The sequence below is a fragment of the Staphylococcus gallinarum genome (genome assembly GCF_029774255.1).
Lineage (GTDB): Bacteria > Bacillota > Bacilli > Staphylococcales > Staphylococcaceae > Staphylococcus > Staphylococcus gallinarum.
The window spans coordinates 358,226-373,197 of the sequence record NZ_CP069082.1; the positions used below are offsets into that span (position 1 = coordinate 358,226).

The 14,972-nt window shown below is 32.7% G+C and carries 11 protein-coding genes and 1 riboswitch; of the genes, 10 read left to right on the forward strand and 1 reads right to left on the reverse strand.

Annotation, left to right across the window (positions count from 1 at the left end):
- The first annotated feature begins 314 nt into the window (after positions 1 to 314).
- From JN168_RS01450 to galU, 6 genes are all read left to right on the forward strand, one after another.
- Positions 315 to 2,258 (forward strand): BglG family transcription antiterminator, encoded by a 1,944-nt coding sequence (locus tag JN168_RS01450; RefSeq protein WP_279526111.1) that lies wholly within the window; start codon positions 315 to 317, stop codon positions 2,256 to 2,258.
- A gap of 23 nt (positions 2,259 to 2,281) precedes the next feature.
- Positions 2,282 to 2,716, forward strand: coding sequence for a PTS sugar transporter subunit IIA (locus JN168_RS01455; protein WP_042740432.1), 435 nt, complete (start codon positions 2,282 to 2,284; stop codon positions 2,714 to 2,716).
- A gap of 5 nt (positions 2,717 to 2,721) precedes the next feature.
- Positions 2,722 to 3,006, forward strand: a complete 285-nt coding sequence (locus JN168_RS01460; RefSeq protein ID WP_042740431.1) for a PTS sugar transporter subunit IIB — start codon at positions 2,722 to 2,724, stop codon at positions 3,004 to 3,006.
- Between the two features lie 19 nt (positions 3,007 to 3,025).
- The gene (locus tag JN168_RS01465; protein WP_042740430.1) at positions 3,026 to 4,381 is read left to right on the forward strand and encodes a PTS ascorbate transporter subunit IIC; all 1,356 of its coding nucleotides are present in this window, start codon (positions 3,026 to 3,028) and stop codon (positions 4,379 to 4,381) included.
- Positions 4,382 to 5,107: 726 nt separating this feature from the next.
- Entirely contained in the window at positions 5,108 to 6,646 is a 1,539-nt protein-coding gene (locus tag JN168_RS01470; RefSeq protein ID WP_107641934.1) for a glycosyltransferase, read from the forward strand.
- A 112-nt stretch (positions 6,647 to 6,758) separates the two neighbouring features.
- Positions 6,759 to 7,622, forward strand: a complete 864-nt coding sequence (gene galU, locus JN168_RS01475) for a UTP--glucose-1-phosphate uridylyltransferase GalU (protein WP_042740428.1) — start codon at positions 6,759 to 6,761, stop codon at positions 7,620 to 7,622.
- Positions 7,623 to 7,837: 215 nt separating this feature from the next.
- Here the strand turns inward: galU and panE are convergent, their stop codons facing one another.
- Positions 7,838 to 8,755: a 2-dehydropantoate 2-reductase gene (gene panE / locus JN168_RS01480; protein ID WP_042740427.1), complete on the reverse strand. Its 918-nt coding sequence runs from the start codon at positions 8,753 to 8,755 to the stop codon at positions 7,838 to 7,840.
- Between the two features lie 167 nt (positions 8,756 to 8,922).
- On the opposite strand from panE, the gene JN168_RS01485 reads away from it, so the two are divergent.
- The 4 genes from JN168_RS01485 to JN168_RS01500 all read left to right on the forward strand — a co-directional run bounded on the left by JN168_RS01485 (position 8,923) and on the right by JN168_RS01500 (position 14,965).
- Positions 8,923 to 9,681, forward strand: coding sequence for a CPBP family intramembrane glutamic endopeptidase (locus JN168_RS01485; protein WP_119625038.1), 759 nt, complete (start codon positions 8,923 to 8,925; stop codon positions 9,679 to 9,681).
- A 166-nt stretch (positions 9,682 to 9,847) separates the two neighbouring features.
- A riboswitch (SAM riboswitch) is annotated at positions 9,848 to 9,952 on the forward strand.
- 64 nt (positions 9,953 to 10,016) lie between these two features.
- Complete coding sequence (locus JN168_RS01490) at positions 10,017 to 10,835, forward strand: MetQ/NlpA family ABC transporter substrate-binding protein (protein WP_042740425.1); 819 nt, start codon at positions 10,017 to 10,019, stop codon at positions 10,833 to 10,835.
- A 198-nt stretch (positions 10,836 to 11,033) separates the two neighbouring features.
- A complete protein-coding gene (locus tag JN168_RS01495; RefSeq protein WP_229366509.1) occupies positions 11,034 to 12,899 on the forward strand; it encodes a BglG family transcription antiterminator in 1,866 nt (621 codons plus the stop codon).
- An 83-nt stretch (positions 12,900 to 12,982) separates the two neighbouring features.
- Complete coding sequence (locus tag JN168_RS01500; RefSeq protein WP_279526112.1) at positions 12,983 to 14,965, forward strand: fructose-specific PTS transporter subunit EIIC; 1,983 nt, start codon at positions 12,983 to 12,985, stop codon at positions 14,963 to 14,965.
- Positions 14,966 to 14,972: the final 7 nt, after the last annotated feature.

Below are 14,972 nucleotides of genomic sequence, written 5' to 3' on the forward strand. Positions count from 1 at the left end.
ACACGCATCCTGCTCCCTCAGGTGTCTCGCAAACAATACGAGGTTCATATATGTTATTACTACAAAAGAGAATGCAAAAGCCAATTTGACTTTATTTAAGTCTGAAAGACTAATGTACCAGACCTATTTTATTATGTAATTTAATGTAGCGAGCAATAAGAAATCATATATATAATAAATATTTATTTGGATTATGTTACGATAAATTAACTTTCGAATTGGATGTGCAATTTTTCGTATTTAAAGACGAATGAGATTACACATCTACAGTTATTAGAAAGCGTTTACAATAAAGGTGTAAGGAGGTTGCTGATGTGTTAAGTAAGAGACAGCAACAAATATTAACTTTCTTACTGGAAAAAGAAGGTTTTGCGACTATTCATCATTTAGCAATGCAGTTTAATGTTTCAGAAAGAACGATTCAGTATGATCTAGAATATCTGGAAAGTATGGCGCAGCAATTGTCACTTGAGATTGCACGTAATAAAAATAGAGGTATTAAAATTAAGCGTCACTCAGAATATATGAAGAGTGAATCAGTTCAATTTTCTAGTATTGCTATGCATTATTCTAGGGACGAACGCGTACTCTATATTATCTTAAAGTTATTTGAGTCTATTGAACCTACATCCTCTCAATCTTTAGCGTCATTGGTTTCTGTATCTCGAAGAACGATAGTGGAAGATTTGAAACGTGTACAGACTTGGGTAGAGTCACAAGGTTTAAGATTGGAATATGTTAAAAATAAAGGCTTTGTGATTAAAGGTGATGAAAGTAATTATAGAAAAGCATATGCAGATAGAGTAAATGCATACTTTCAAACACATACACATAACATTGGACATCAGTTGTTTTCGAATAAAGAGCTAGAATCTATACGGCGTACAGTAACTGAGACATTGTTTGAAACACAATATCAACTTGTTCAAAGTGCTATCGATGGTTTGATATATCATATATTAATTGCTATACATCGCACTAGAGAAGATTTTGTATTTGATATACCTACAACAGAATATCAAAAGTTAGCTCAAACAAGTCAATTTATTGTGGCGAAACAAATTCAATCACAACTGGAATCTAACTTTAATATTACATTCCCTAAGAGTGAAGCGGCGTTTATAACTTTGCATTTATTAGGAGCTAAGACATCAGATATACATGATGACAACAATGTGGTAGACGACTTAGAAATCATGGTTGAGCAACTCATTGAAAGAATGAGTGGAGATTTAGGCATTGATTTAATGGCAGATAATAAATTGTTAAATGGTTTAGTTGTTCATCTAAGACCAGCCATACACCGCTTGCAATTTGAAATGAGTCACCCTAATCCTTTAAATGATGAGATACAGAAGGAATATCAACAATTGATAGAAAGTATTCATCGTCACATTTGGGGGATTGAAGAACTTTTCCAAATTTCATTTACAGCAGATGAATTATCATATATTACCTTACATTTTGCTTCGGCAATTGAACGTATTAGTAAACGTAGTGGTCAGGCGATAAAGGTCATACTGTTGTGCGGTTCGGGTGTTGGGACATCCCAACTATTGAAAAGTAGATTGAGCCATATTTATCCTGAATTGGAAATTGTTGATGCTTACTCTATTTATGAAGTCAATGATACTTTGTTAAAGCATGAAAAGATAGATTACATTATCTCGACAGTACCTTTCGAACAATCAACAGTACCTGTAGTCCAGGTGAGTCCTTTTTTAAATAAAAGCGACCGACAACAACTCAATGAGATTATTAATCAGGCACGTGAACAGTATGTAGCAGAAACTAAACGTATTGGTCCTAATTTGATAGAGGTATTATCTGAGACTAGAGTATTAACAGAACAACAATCAGTATCACGTGATAAGGCAATTCAGCAATGTGTTGCACTATTAGAAGCGGACGGTATTGTCGATGGTGGATATGCCGATGACATCATAACGCAGTTGGAGAACTTTGGACCTTATATGGTAATTAGCCCACATATAGCACTCATACATGCAAAACATGAACATGTGAAACAGTCTGTAGGCTTTAGTTTGGTACATTACACCAATGGTATTACGTTCAATCACAGTCAATATGATCCTGTCCATATAGTTGTAACTTTAGCTACCAAACAGCCACAAATACATTTAAATGCACTGCGACAATTGAGTGAATTGATAATGGATGCGCGAGGAAGAGAGGATTTGTTCTCAGGTGACAAACGTCAAATTATGAACTGGATAAAAGATGTCAGTAAATCATAGCATGATAGAGGAGGGTAAAGCGTTTGGAAATATTAACGCTAGATAAGATACAGATAAAGGATGCAGTAGATAATTGGGAACAAGCTATTGATATAGCATCACACCCATTGTTACAGCAAGGCTATTTTGAAAAGAGTTATATTGACGCGATGATTAACAGTGTAAAGGAACTTGGACCTTATATTGTAATTGCACCAGAGATTGCTATTGCACACGCAAGGCCAAATGAAGATGTAAAGCAAGTAGGATTAAGCTTGTTGAAATTAAATCAACATATTAATTTTTCACAAGATAATCATTTCGCTAGTCTCATATTTGTATTAAGTGCAGTAGATAATGAAGGACATTTAGAAATTCTTAGAACTTTAGCTTCAACATTAAGTGATAAAGAGACAGTAAATAAATTATTAGCTGCTACAGACGTAGCAGAAATTAAACAGATATTTAAAGGAGAATGATGAAAATGAAAATTTTAGTTGTATGTGGTCATGGTTTAGGGAGTAGCTTTATGGTTGAAATGAATGCTCAAGAAGCGTTGAAACAATTAAATGCCCCAGAAGATATAAAGGTTGAACATAGTGATGTGATGACAGCCAGCCCTGATATGGCAGATTTATTTATTTGTGGCAGAGATTTAGAAGAAAACACAAAAAATTTAGGTGATGTTCTAGTATTAGATAATATTTTGGACAAAGATGAATTGCAATCAAAATTAAATGATAAGTTAACGGAATTAAATATTTTATAACAAGTTGGGAGGTAGTTGAATGAAACCGATACTTGATTTTATAGTGGATGTCTTGAGTCAACCTGCAATTCTTGTTGCTTTAATTGCTTTAATAGGGTTAATTGTACAAAAGAAATCAGCTGCAGATGTGACTTCAGGAACAATTAAAACAATTTTAGGATTCTTAGTATTGAGCGCTGGTGCAAATGTAGTGACACAATCTTTAGAACCCTTTGGCAAGATCTTTCAACATGCATTTGGTGTACAAGGTGTTGTTCCTAACAACGAGGCAATTATTTCTATTGCACTAGAAAAATATGGTACTACAGCTGCGTTAATTATGGTGTTTGGGATGATTGTAAATATTATTATAGCGCGTGTAACGAACTTGAAATATATCTTCTTAACAGGACATCATACATTTTATATGGCAGCGTTTTTGGCTATATTATTATCTGTAGGGCATATTACAGGCACAATGACTGTCATTATTGGTTCTGTAATTCTAGGGCTTATTATGGCCATATTACCAGCATTGGCACAACCAACAATGCGTAAAATAACAGGCAATGATCAAGTTGCTCTAGGGCATTTTGGAACGATAAGTTATTGGGCAGCAGGGCAAATTGGTAAATTGTTTAAAGGGAAATCGAAATCTACGGAGGAAATTAATTTTCCAAAGGGATTAAGTTTTTTACGAGAAAGTACTATTAGCATTTCATTAACAATGATTATTCTATACGTTGTAGCGTCACTATTTGCCACACCTGACTATGTACATAGTGAAATTAGTAATGGTCAAAACTTTATTGTTTTTTCATTAATTCAAGGTGTGACATTTGCTGCAGGTGTATTTATTATATTGACTGGTGTGCGTTTAATTCTTGCAGAAATTGTACCTGCATTTAAAGGTATTTCAGAAAAGTTAGTACCAAATACAAAACCGGCATTGGATTGTCCGATTGTCTTCCCTTACGCACAAAATGCTGTGTTAATTGGATTCTTTGTCAGCTTTATTGTAGGTGTGTTAGGTATGTTTGTCTTATTCCTCTTCGGGGGTGTAGTCATTCTACCCGGAGTAGTTGCGCATTTCTTCTTAGGCGCTACTGCAGGAGTGTTTGGTAATGCACGTGGCGGTATACGTGGTGCTGTTGCAGGTGCTGCATTGAATGGTCTGTTGATTACCTTCTTACCATTAATCTTCCTACCATTCTTAGGCGATTTAGGTGGTGCTGCGACTACATTCTCAGATACTGATTTCCTTGTTGTAGGTATCATATTTGGTAATATAGCAAAATACCTAGGATTAATTGGCATTATTGTTTTAATCTTATTGATAGCAGGTATTTCGATCTTATTCCAAAAACGTGTTAATCAACATGTAAACAATAAATAGGCTACTAAATTAAACCTAAATATAATTAATAGCTAAGGGTATTAATCTTAGAAAAGTAGCATTCAGATGATTGAATTATAATTATCTGGGTGCTATTTTTATTTGCTATTTCGCATTATTGGCTCGCTTTCCTAGGGGCCAGCTTCAGCCTGTAGTCTTCAGCTCGACCTGTTCCCTCAGGAGTCTCGCCAAATAATGCCTAAAAATGATGAATATACATTAAAATATTAATATACATTAACATCCTCGAAAATTAATATGTCTTGTTTGTGTTTGCAAATGCATATTTCCTTAATTACTGGCTATTTTTATTTGCTATTTCGTATTATTGGCTCGCTTTCCTAGGGGCCAGCTTCAGCCTGTAGTCTTCAGCTCGACCTGTTCCCTCAGAAGTCTCGCCAAATAATGCCTAAAAATGATGAATATACATTAAAGAGAGCTAAGACATTACGGAATAGCTCTTTTTTGTTTTGATAAAGTGAATTTACATCACAAGTATTTTTGATAGCTCGAACATAGGGATTATATTGTTTCTTGAAACGGTATTTATATCTTAATCCTCCTTAATTAATAGTAAATAAAGTATCATTTAAGTGAAAAAATAATATAAACTACAGTTATTTCTAAAATAATAATATTGTAACGTGCAAAAGTTTATAAAAATCATGCATAGCGTGTTAGAATAAAAATGTTATTTAATTTAGCGATACAAGGGAGTGGGATATAGTGTTGTATACAATTACATCGACTTTGCCACCGATACATGGTGGACGTACGAAAGCATTGTTAAGTCGTATACAGTTAATGAATAAGGAACTTTCTGCAACGAATACGATTTTAACGACGAATTATAATGCTGATTACCATCAAGTAATCGAAAGCTTTATAAGTAATGGGAAGTTAGGTGCCAACATAAAAGTAGAGAATGTATATGATTGGCTGGCAGATTATAATCTACTTTATACACCTAATTCAAAGGAAAGAAAAAAGGCTAAATATTATAAAACCAAGCGTAAAATCAAAGGTTTAAAACATAAGGCTAATGAAAATAATAATAATATTGTTCGTTACTATGATGGTGATGATTATGTTTTATATCGTAAATATAGACAAGATAGCGATGTATTAGACTTTGAGGATTTTATGACCCCTTATTGTAAGAAAAGAGTAGAACGTTGGCATTATAACGAATTTGGTCAATTACATAAGAAAACATATTATTCTACAAAGCGATATGGGAAAATCGCTGAGAAATTTTATGATAGGGATGGCAACAAATATTGCGAAAAGTTTTTTGCGGATGATGATAAAACAACCTTATTACTTATACAACTTTATAAAAAAGGCAGAATGTATAAAGCATTTTCTACTGAAAAACAATTGTTTGAATATTATTTTGAAGAACGTTTTACGGATGGGGATATTGTGTTTAACGATGCGAGACTTTTAGATAGACCATTGCTAAACCAAAAAAACAATACGAAAAACGTATTAGTATTACATAACTCACATTTAAATAATGATGAAGTAAAAGGTTCATTTAAATTTGCATTAAAGCATAGTGAAAAAGTAACGAAATATTTAGTATTAACAGAACACCAAAAGCAAGATATTCAAAGTGTTTATGATATTGAAGATGAAAAATTTGCTGTCATACCTCATTTTACACTTCAGAAAAACCCCAAATATAGCAAAGACCAACCTCAAGATCGGTTCATCTATATTGGAAGATTTGGCCACCAAAAGCAATTAGATCATCTTATTAAAGCGTATCATCGTTTTAGACAGAGGGGCTATACTACCAAACTAGTGATGTTTGGCAAAGATGAAGCAGGTCAATTACAAATGATACAAGATTTGATAGATGTATATAAATTAAATGAATTTGTTGAAATTAATGAATTTACTAATAATCCATTACTTGAATTTAACAATTCTAGAGCCTCTTTATTAACAAGTAATTATGAAGGATTTGGTTTAACGATTATGGAAAGCATAGATGCAGGCTGTCCAGTTGTTTCATATGATGTTAAGTATGGACCTAGAGAAATTATTGAAGAAGGAAAAACTGGATACTTGGTTGAACCTAATAATATAGAAGATTTTGCAGAAAAAATGATTCAAATCGTTGAATATCCACTAACGAATGTACGTACAAATGAGCGATTAAAATATAAAGCAGCTGTAGAGAATTATAAGGATTTATTACAGATATTAGCACATAAAAAGTCTAAATTTAGTAAGATTTTTGATAAAATAAAATAGTGATAACACTTTAAGTATCAGTCCATTTAAGGATTGTAAAATTTTATATGAAATAAGCACTTAAATGAATAAATAATATATAGTTTTTGTCACTTTGGAGGAGAGAGAAAAAATGAAAATTAAAAAAGCGATTATACCAGCAGCAGGATTAGGGACAAGATTCTTACCGGCTACGAAAGCAATGCCAAAAGAAATGTTGCCAATCCTTGATAAACCAACGATTCAATACATAGTAGAAGAGGCTGTAGCGGCAGGTATTGAAGATATTATTATCGTTACAGGTAAACATAAAAGAGCTATCGAAGATCATTTCGACAATCAAAAGGAATTAGAAATGATTTTAGAAGAAAAAGGAAAGCAAGACTTACTAGATGAAGTTCAACATTCTAGTAATTTAGCTAATATGTTTTACGTAAGACAAAAGGAACAAAAAGGTTTAGGACATGCAATTTGGTCAGCAAAACAATTTATCGGGAATGAACCGTTTGCTGTATTACTAGGTGACGATATTGTTCAGTCAGAAGTACCAGCAATTAAACAATTAATGAATCAATATGATGATACAGGAAAATCAATAATCGGTGTGCAACAGGTCAATGAAAATGAGACGCATAGATATGGTATTGTCGATCCTGCTGAATCAAATGAAGGTTTATTTAGTGTGAATAAATTTGTAGAAAAACCAGAACCAGGAACAGCTCCTTCAAACTTAGCAATTATGGGACGTTATGTATTAACACCACAAATATTCGACTATCTAGAGAAACAAGAAATTGGTGCAGGTGGCGAAATTCAATTGACTGATGCGATTGAGCGATTAAACAAAGATGATAAGGTTTATGCATTTGACTTTAACGGTGAACGATACGATGTTGGAGAAAAACTAGGTTTTGTTAAAACAACAATACAATTTGCTTTAAACAATGAAGAAATGTCTCAAGATGTTAAAGCATATATTCAATCATTAGATTTATAATTTGAGTTTATAAAGTAAATTGCTGCTAGTAATGTGGCATATCAATCAATGTAATTAGTAAAAAAAGAACGTCAATTTCTAACTAGAGCTGCAGAAATTGACGTTTTTTAATGACTGTTTATAATATTTTAAAGTGTAAAAGAATACGATGATTTGTGTGGAATCATGTATATATTTAAGTTTCGCAAAAATAATGAACTGCAATTTATCAATATTTATTGCAACATTTCTTTATAGACTTTATGATTTTGATAAATTGTTGTTAATAGTGGTGCTTGAATTTGATGTTGATCAGCTAATTTAAGCAAATGACCTTGTAAATGATCGGCTTCTATATTTAGACCTTTTTCCATATCACGCTGCATTGAAGTTTTGAAATGATAGGATAATTGGGTGAGTGCTTTCATGTATTTAGGAACGATTTGGTTATCTAAAGGTGCGCCTTCTGCACGCATAATAGTGGCTACTTCATTATATAATGATTCAATAAATTGAGTACCACCGACACTATCTCTTATTGGACCTATAGGTGCATGCATTAATGTTGTAACACCTGATAATACGGTTATCATTAAATATTTGTGCCACATTCCTTGTGTGATATTGTTGCTCAAGATAAATTGAGCCTTGGAATTTGAGAAGGCCTCCGCAATATGTTTGGCACGTTGACTATCCTCGCCATTTAATTCGCCGAAAAATAATTTGTCGAATGTACTTGTGTGAACAATCTCGCCAGAAGTATCAAGCGTGGTTTCAATTACGCAATAACCTCCCATGATATTACTTTTACCAAACTCAGATTGCAATGTAGGAATGTGTGCAATGCCATTAAGTAGAGGAATAATGACTGTATTATGATGTATAAATGGTTGTAAATCTTCGATAGCGTGTTCCAAGTGATATGACTTTGATGAGAGTAGTACAACGTCGAAAGCTTCGGCACGATCATCCCGAGTAATTAATTTAGGATTGAAGTTGAAATCACCATTTTCACTATGGATAGCTAAACCATTTCTTTCTAGGTATGACTTTCGTTTTGGACGAACTAAAAAAGTGACATCCTGACCACTTTCAGCTAAACGGCCACCAAAATATCCGCCAATACCACCAGCACCTAGGACTAGAATTCGCATATAAACACAACTCCCCTATAAATATGTATTATGGATGTAATAACTGTATACCACAATCATCCATAAATTACGCATATAAATCAATAACTATAAGCGATAAGCATTTTGAAAAACTATATATACAATTTAATTTTTATGTTATTTTAAAATGTGAAAGGGGGGATACAATGAAAATATCAGGAAAATATACATATAAATGGAAAGATATTAAATGGCTAGATTTTATTTTACCGGTTATCTATTTAGTTAGTACATTTGCATTGTCCTTAATTTGTTCGATTTTTGTATTTATTTTATATTTAGGAACTGAAAATAAGGCTTTTCAAATGAATGATCACATGTTGAATATGATACAGTTAATTGTAGATTTGATTGCCTTCATTATTTTATTTGGGACATGGATACTATTTTATAGACGATCCTTTAAGGACCGTTTGACACAAGGCATTAAACATATGAAACGGTATTGGAAATTAATTATACTCACGTTTATTGTGTTATTCATTCTAAAGGCAATTTATCCTGAATTGGTAGATTTATTTGCTCCGGAGTCTTGGAAATTTGACGAAACAGAAAATGATAAATTAATTGAGCAAATGTTTGCTACGCCATTTTCAACGTTTTTAGCATTTTTTTCTATTGTGATTATTGCGCCAATTAATGAAGAATTTTTATTTAGGCATTTGTTAATTGGTGAACTTGGTAAGAAATTCAGCTTTACGTTGATGTCTATCATTTCAGTTATCATCTTTGCTTCACTACATGTCACAGAAGCGAAATCACCTTTAGAAATTGTGATGTATTTAATTATTGCTATCGGTCTCGCGTATGTTTATTTAAAGTCAGGTCGAAAGTTGTCTGTTGCGATAGCGTTACATGCGTTAAATAATTTAATTGCATATTGTGCTATGGTATTTATGGGATGAACAGTATAGAAACATGCTATAAAGCTATAGGATTAAGCTGTTTCACATGGAACAAAAAGTTAATATAAAGCATATGAAATTGAAGCATACAGAAAATTCTAAAAATTAGATTGACTAAACATGACCAAAATGCTAGGATTAAATAAATTCAAATACATATTTATAACTCTTATCAAGAGTGGTGGAGGGATGTGCCCGATGAAACCCAGCAACCGTCGTAATACGAAATGGTGCTAATTCACAGAAAGTATTTAACTTTCGAAGATGAGAGAAGCAGAATGCCTTCTCTTTATTTAGAGAAGGCATTTTTTATATGAATAATAAGGAGAGATGACATGAAAAAATTTACATATGCAATTCTGTTATTGAGTTTAATTGGTGTTTTAGCTGCTTGTGGCAAATCAAATAGTGATGCAGCAAATAAAAAAATAACTATCGCCGCATCACCTGCACCGCACGGAGAGGTATTAGAACACGCAAAAAAAGCAATGGCAAAAAAGGGCTACGATTTAAAAATAAAAACAGTAAATGATTATAAAGTACCGAATAAATTATTAGATAAAGGTGATGTAGATGCAAACTTTTTCCAACATGTACCTTATCTTAAAGCAGAAAGAAAAGATCATAATTATAATATAGAAGAAGTAGGTAAGGTATTCACTACGCCAATGGGTGTTTATAGTCAAAAGTATAAAAATATTAAAGATATTCCAAAAGGATCTACAATTTATGTATCGAATAATCCTGCAGAAGAAGGTCGATTCTTATCATTCTTTGTTGATAAAGGATTAATTAAAATTAAAAAAGGTGTCAAAATCGAGGATGCTAAGTTTGATGATATAGTTGAGAATAAAAAACAACTTAAGTTTAATAATAAACAAGGTGCTGAATTTTTACCTAAGACATACAAGAGTAAAGAAGGCGCAGCGGTTATTATGAATTCGAATTATGCAATTGATAATGGACTGACACCACATAAAGATGCGATTGCAGTTGAAGGGAAATCATCACCTTTTGCAAATATAATAGCAGTTCAAAAAGGGCATAAAGGTGATAAAAAGTATCAAGAATTATTAAAGGTATTACAATCCAAAGATATGAAGTCATTTATTAAAAAGAAATATGGACAAGATGTCATACCTTATGAAAAATAACTATTTAAAAATCATATTTTGATTTGAGTATATGCGTATTGTAAAAAGGTACTACTTGTAAAAATTATAAGTAGTGCTTTTTTATTATATAAAATAATGTTTTATTGTAACTTGCTCTTAATGTCAAATAGACCTACAATATAATTGCTGATATTAACTGCAATATAAACAAAAGCCTTGATGAAATGAGGTGTATATATGATAGAACGACATATTAAGATCATGCGTCTGTTTATACAGGAATCTGAAAATTACAAAAGTGCAGATGATATTGCAGCTATATTAAGTGTCTCTAATAGAACTGTGCGATCGGATATAAAGTATATCAATACATTGTTTAGCGATCCAGTAATCACTAGTGTAAAGGGTCGTGGCTTTAGATTGAATTTAGAGCAGTATCGTATTGAAACGATTGAACATTATATCAATGACTATGCCAATAAGGATAGTGAAATATTAATGAATTTAGGTTATCGGTTGTTAATGCAACACGATCCTACGACGACGGAACGTCTGATTGCTGACCTAAAGATAACTAAAAATGAATTTTTAGATTATTTACAAAGATTTGCTAATTGGTGTCAGTCATTTGATGTTCTAGTTGAAAGTGTTAGAAATAAAGGTGTATGTATTAAAGGAAATGAGATGAATATTAGAAATGCTATTTTACACTTGAGTCAACTAACATCTAAAAATAAATCGATTGAAGATATAATATTAGCCGATATTCCTAAAGTGCATTTAGAACAAATAACACAAATTATTAAGCGTGTCTTGATATATAACCATATTCAAGCAACACAAATACAGCTCAAACAGTTAATTATTCATTTAATCATTATTTATAAAAGACAAAATATTAGTTATAAAGCATGGGATATAAAACCAAAGTCATTTGAAATTGCTAATCAATGTATTACAGAAATTAATAATAGACTAGGATATGATTTGAATAGAGAGACAACAAAACTTTTTTCTTTCTTTATTAGTGATTATTTTGAACAACATGATCTTGGATTTGAACAATTATTCGTCAAAAGTTATATTGAACGGCTCATTGTTCAAATGGAGCAAAATATTGGTGTAGGTTTTACCCAAGATAGTGTATTGAGAGACAATATATTTTCACATTTTAGTAGGACATATCACAGAATAATTAAAAATGTATATATCAATAATCCTTTGACTCAAGATATAAAAAAAAACTATCCATTTATCTTTGATGCGTTATATGACATTGTGAAAGAGTTAGAAGTTGATGCCGATATTCATTTAGTAGAAGATGAAATTGCCTTTTTAGCATTACATTTTCAATCATCAGTTGAAAGAAACGAACAAGAAAAAATTAAAATAGTGATAGCTTGTTATTATGGTTTAGGTATTTCCAGTTTACTAGAAGCTAAAATTTTAAAGCTTGACGAACGTATCGAAGTGATAGATACCGTACAGCTGGATTCAGTTTATGATTATCACTTTGAAGGCATCGATGTATTAGTTACAACGCATGAGATAGAAGGTAATCATTTACCAAAGCGACTTTCTCAAGTAACAGTTTCACCTTTATTTTCAAATGAGGATGCTGAGAAAGTGAAGGTAATTATTAACCAAATCAATAATAACGTAATTAATCAAGCAGATTTATCATCAGTTCAAGTAGATGTGGTAGGAGGCGATGATGAGGTTACTGATATGGCTGTTGTTTTCGATAAGGCACAAAGTATATTAAATAATAATCATGCAATTACCGAAAGTTATATACCAAGTGCATTAGAAAGAGAAAAATTTGCTTCTACATTTATTGGAAATGCTATTAGTATGCCTCATGGCAACCCTAAAGAAGTATTGAAATCACATGTTATAGTGTTTAAACATGAACAGGGCTTGTTATGGAAACAAAATAAAGTCAAATTGGTGTTTTTCTTAGCCATTACTGAGGCTGATATACCGATAATGAAGAAAATTATACACAATATTGCAGATTTAACAGAAAATGATGTTGATCAATATTTATTGTTAGATGAGCAGGTGCTTCAGAAAAAAATCATGACTTTAATTAGAGAATAATTGCCACTAACAACGGCAATTATTATTTTTTTGCGATAAATGTATGCGGTTACAATGGAGTGGATAAGGAGGCAGATGAAATTATGAAAATTTTAGCTATAACTTCGTGCCCAAATGGGATAGCGCACACATATATGGCTCAAGAGAAATTAGAACAAGCGGCAGAACGTATGGGAGTAGAAATAAAAGTAGAGACGCAAGGTGGTGTAGGGACAGAAAATAAATTAACTACTGAGGAAATTAAAGAAGCGGATGGTATTATCATTGCTGCAGATCGCCAAGTTGACCTTACTAGATTCGATGGGAAGTACTTAGTTAATGAAAGTGTAAGGGAAGGAATACACAATCCTGAACAATTAATTCAGAGAATCATAAAAAAAGAAGCAAGTATTCATCATGAACAGTATGATGCTGATGCGAATCAAAGAACACAATCCGAAAATAAAAAGGGACTACAAGTCATTTATCAACATTTGATGAATGGTGTGTCATTTATGGTTCCCTTTATCGTAGTAGGTGGTTTATTGATGGCTATTGCATTAACCATTGGTGGCAAACCTTCTGCAGAAGGACTAGTCATTCCAGAAGATTCTATATGGAAATCTGTAGAAAATATAGGTAGTCTGTCATTTAAGTTTATGGTTCCAATATTAGCTGGTTATATTGCAGTGAGTATAGCCGACAAACCTGGGTTGGTTCCTGGTATGATTGGCGGTGCAATTGCAGCTGACGGTAGTTTCTATGGTAGTGATGCAGGTGCGGGTTTCTTAGGTGGTATTGTGGCAGGTTTCTTAGCTGGTTATATTGCGAAGTGGATTAAGAATATAAAGACACCTAAAGCAATGGCCCCGATAATGCCGATTATTATTATTCCAATTATTTCATCACTCATTGTAGGATTAATATTTATCTTTGTTATTGGTGCACCAATTTCAAGTATATTTGAAGGGCTAACATCTTGGTTAAAAGGGATGCAAGGTACTAATATTATTATTTTAGCCCTTATCATAGGAGCAATGATTGCCTTTGATATGGGAGGACCAATCAATAAAGTAGCATTTTTATTTGGCTCAGCACTAATTGCAGAGGGTAATTATACAGTAATGGGCATGGTCGCAGTGGCAGTATGTACGCCGCCGATTGGTTTAGGTCTTGCTACATTTATCAATAAGCGTAAATTTAATCATGGAGAAGTTGAAATGGGTAAAGCATCGTTTACAATGGGATTGTTTGGTATAACCGAAGGAGCAATACCATTTGCTGCGCAAGATCCATTAAGAATTATACCAGCAAATATGATTGGTTCTATGATTGCAGCAGTAATAGCTGCTATCGGTGGTGTTGGTGATAGAGTAGCACATGGCGGACCGATTGTAGCAGTATTAGGTGGTATTGACCAGATATTATGGTTCTTTATTGCGGTGATTGTAGGTAGTATTGTCACGATGATTGTTGTATTGTTGATGAAACGAACGGCGCCAGCTGTTGCAGTTCATTCAAGTCCAATGGATACAGGTGTAATCAGTGAAAATCAAGCGGTGAGTGATGAAAGTATGACGACGAACCAAGAACAACTATCGCAAGAAAGTAAGGTAACACATGAGCAAGCAGATGATGATAATTCTGAGCGTGTTTTTGACAAACGTGTGATTGAATTAAGTGATGAAACAATGACACGTGACACAGTGATTAATCAATTAATTGACCAGTTAGCGGATCATGATTATATTAGCAATAAGTCAATATTAAAAGAAGCGGTAATGGCACGTGAAGCAGAATCCACTACAGCAATTGGAATGAATGTTGCTATTCCACATGCTAAATCTAGCGTAGTGAAGCAACCGATTGTAGCAGTATTAAATAATAAGGCTGGTGTAGAATGGGAAAGTCTTGATGGTTCATTACCGAAGATTATATTTTTAATTGTTGTACCAAGTCAAAGTAATGATGTTCATTTAAAATTATTACAAAGACTTTCAAGAACATTGATGAACGATGATATTAGAATGCAGCTTATCAATGCACAAAGTAAAGACGAAATATATAATATACTGAAAGCAATTTAATGGAGGT

Bases quoted from the DNA above. Each gene is read 5' to 3' on its own strand.
- galU (WP_042740428.1), top strand. From the start codon at position 6,759: ATGAAAATTAAAAAAGCGATTATACCAGCAGCAGGATTAGGGACAAGA.
- JN168_RS01465 (WP_042740430.1), top strand. From the start codon at position 3,026: ATGAAACCGATACTTGATTTTATAGTGGATGTCTTGAGTCAACCTGCA.
- JN168_RS01485 (WP_119625038.1), top strand. From the start codon at position 8,923: ATGAAAATATCAGGAAAATATACATATAAATGGAAAGATATTAAATGG.
- JN168_RS01500 (WP_279526112.1), top strand. From the start codon at position 12,983: ATGAAAATTTTAGCTATAACTTCGTGCCCAAATGGGATAGCGCACACA.
- JN168_RS01490 (WP_042740425.1), top strand. From the start codon at position 10,017: ATGAAAAAATTTACATATGCAATTCTGTTATTGAGTTTAATTGGTGTT.
- JN168_RS01495 (WP_229366509.1), top strand. From the start codon at position 11,034: ATGATAGAACGACATATTAAGATCATGCGTCTGTTTATACAGGAATCT.
- JN168_RS01460 (WP_042740431.1), top strand. From the start codon at position 2,722: ATGAAAATTTTAGTTGTATGTGGTCATGGTTTAGGGAGTAGCTTTATG.
- panE (WP_042740427.1), bottom strand. From the start codon at position 8,755: ATGCGAATTCTAGTCCTAGGTGCTGGTGGTATTGGCGGATATTTTGGT.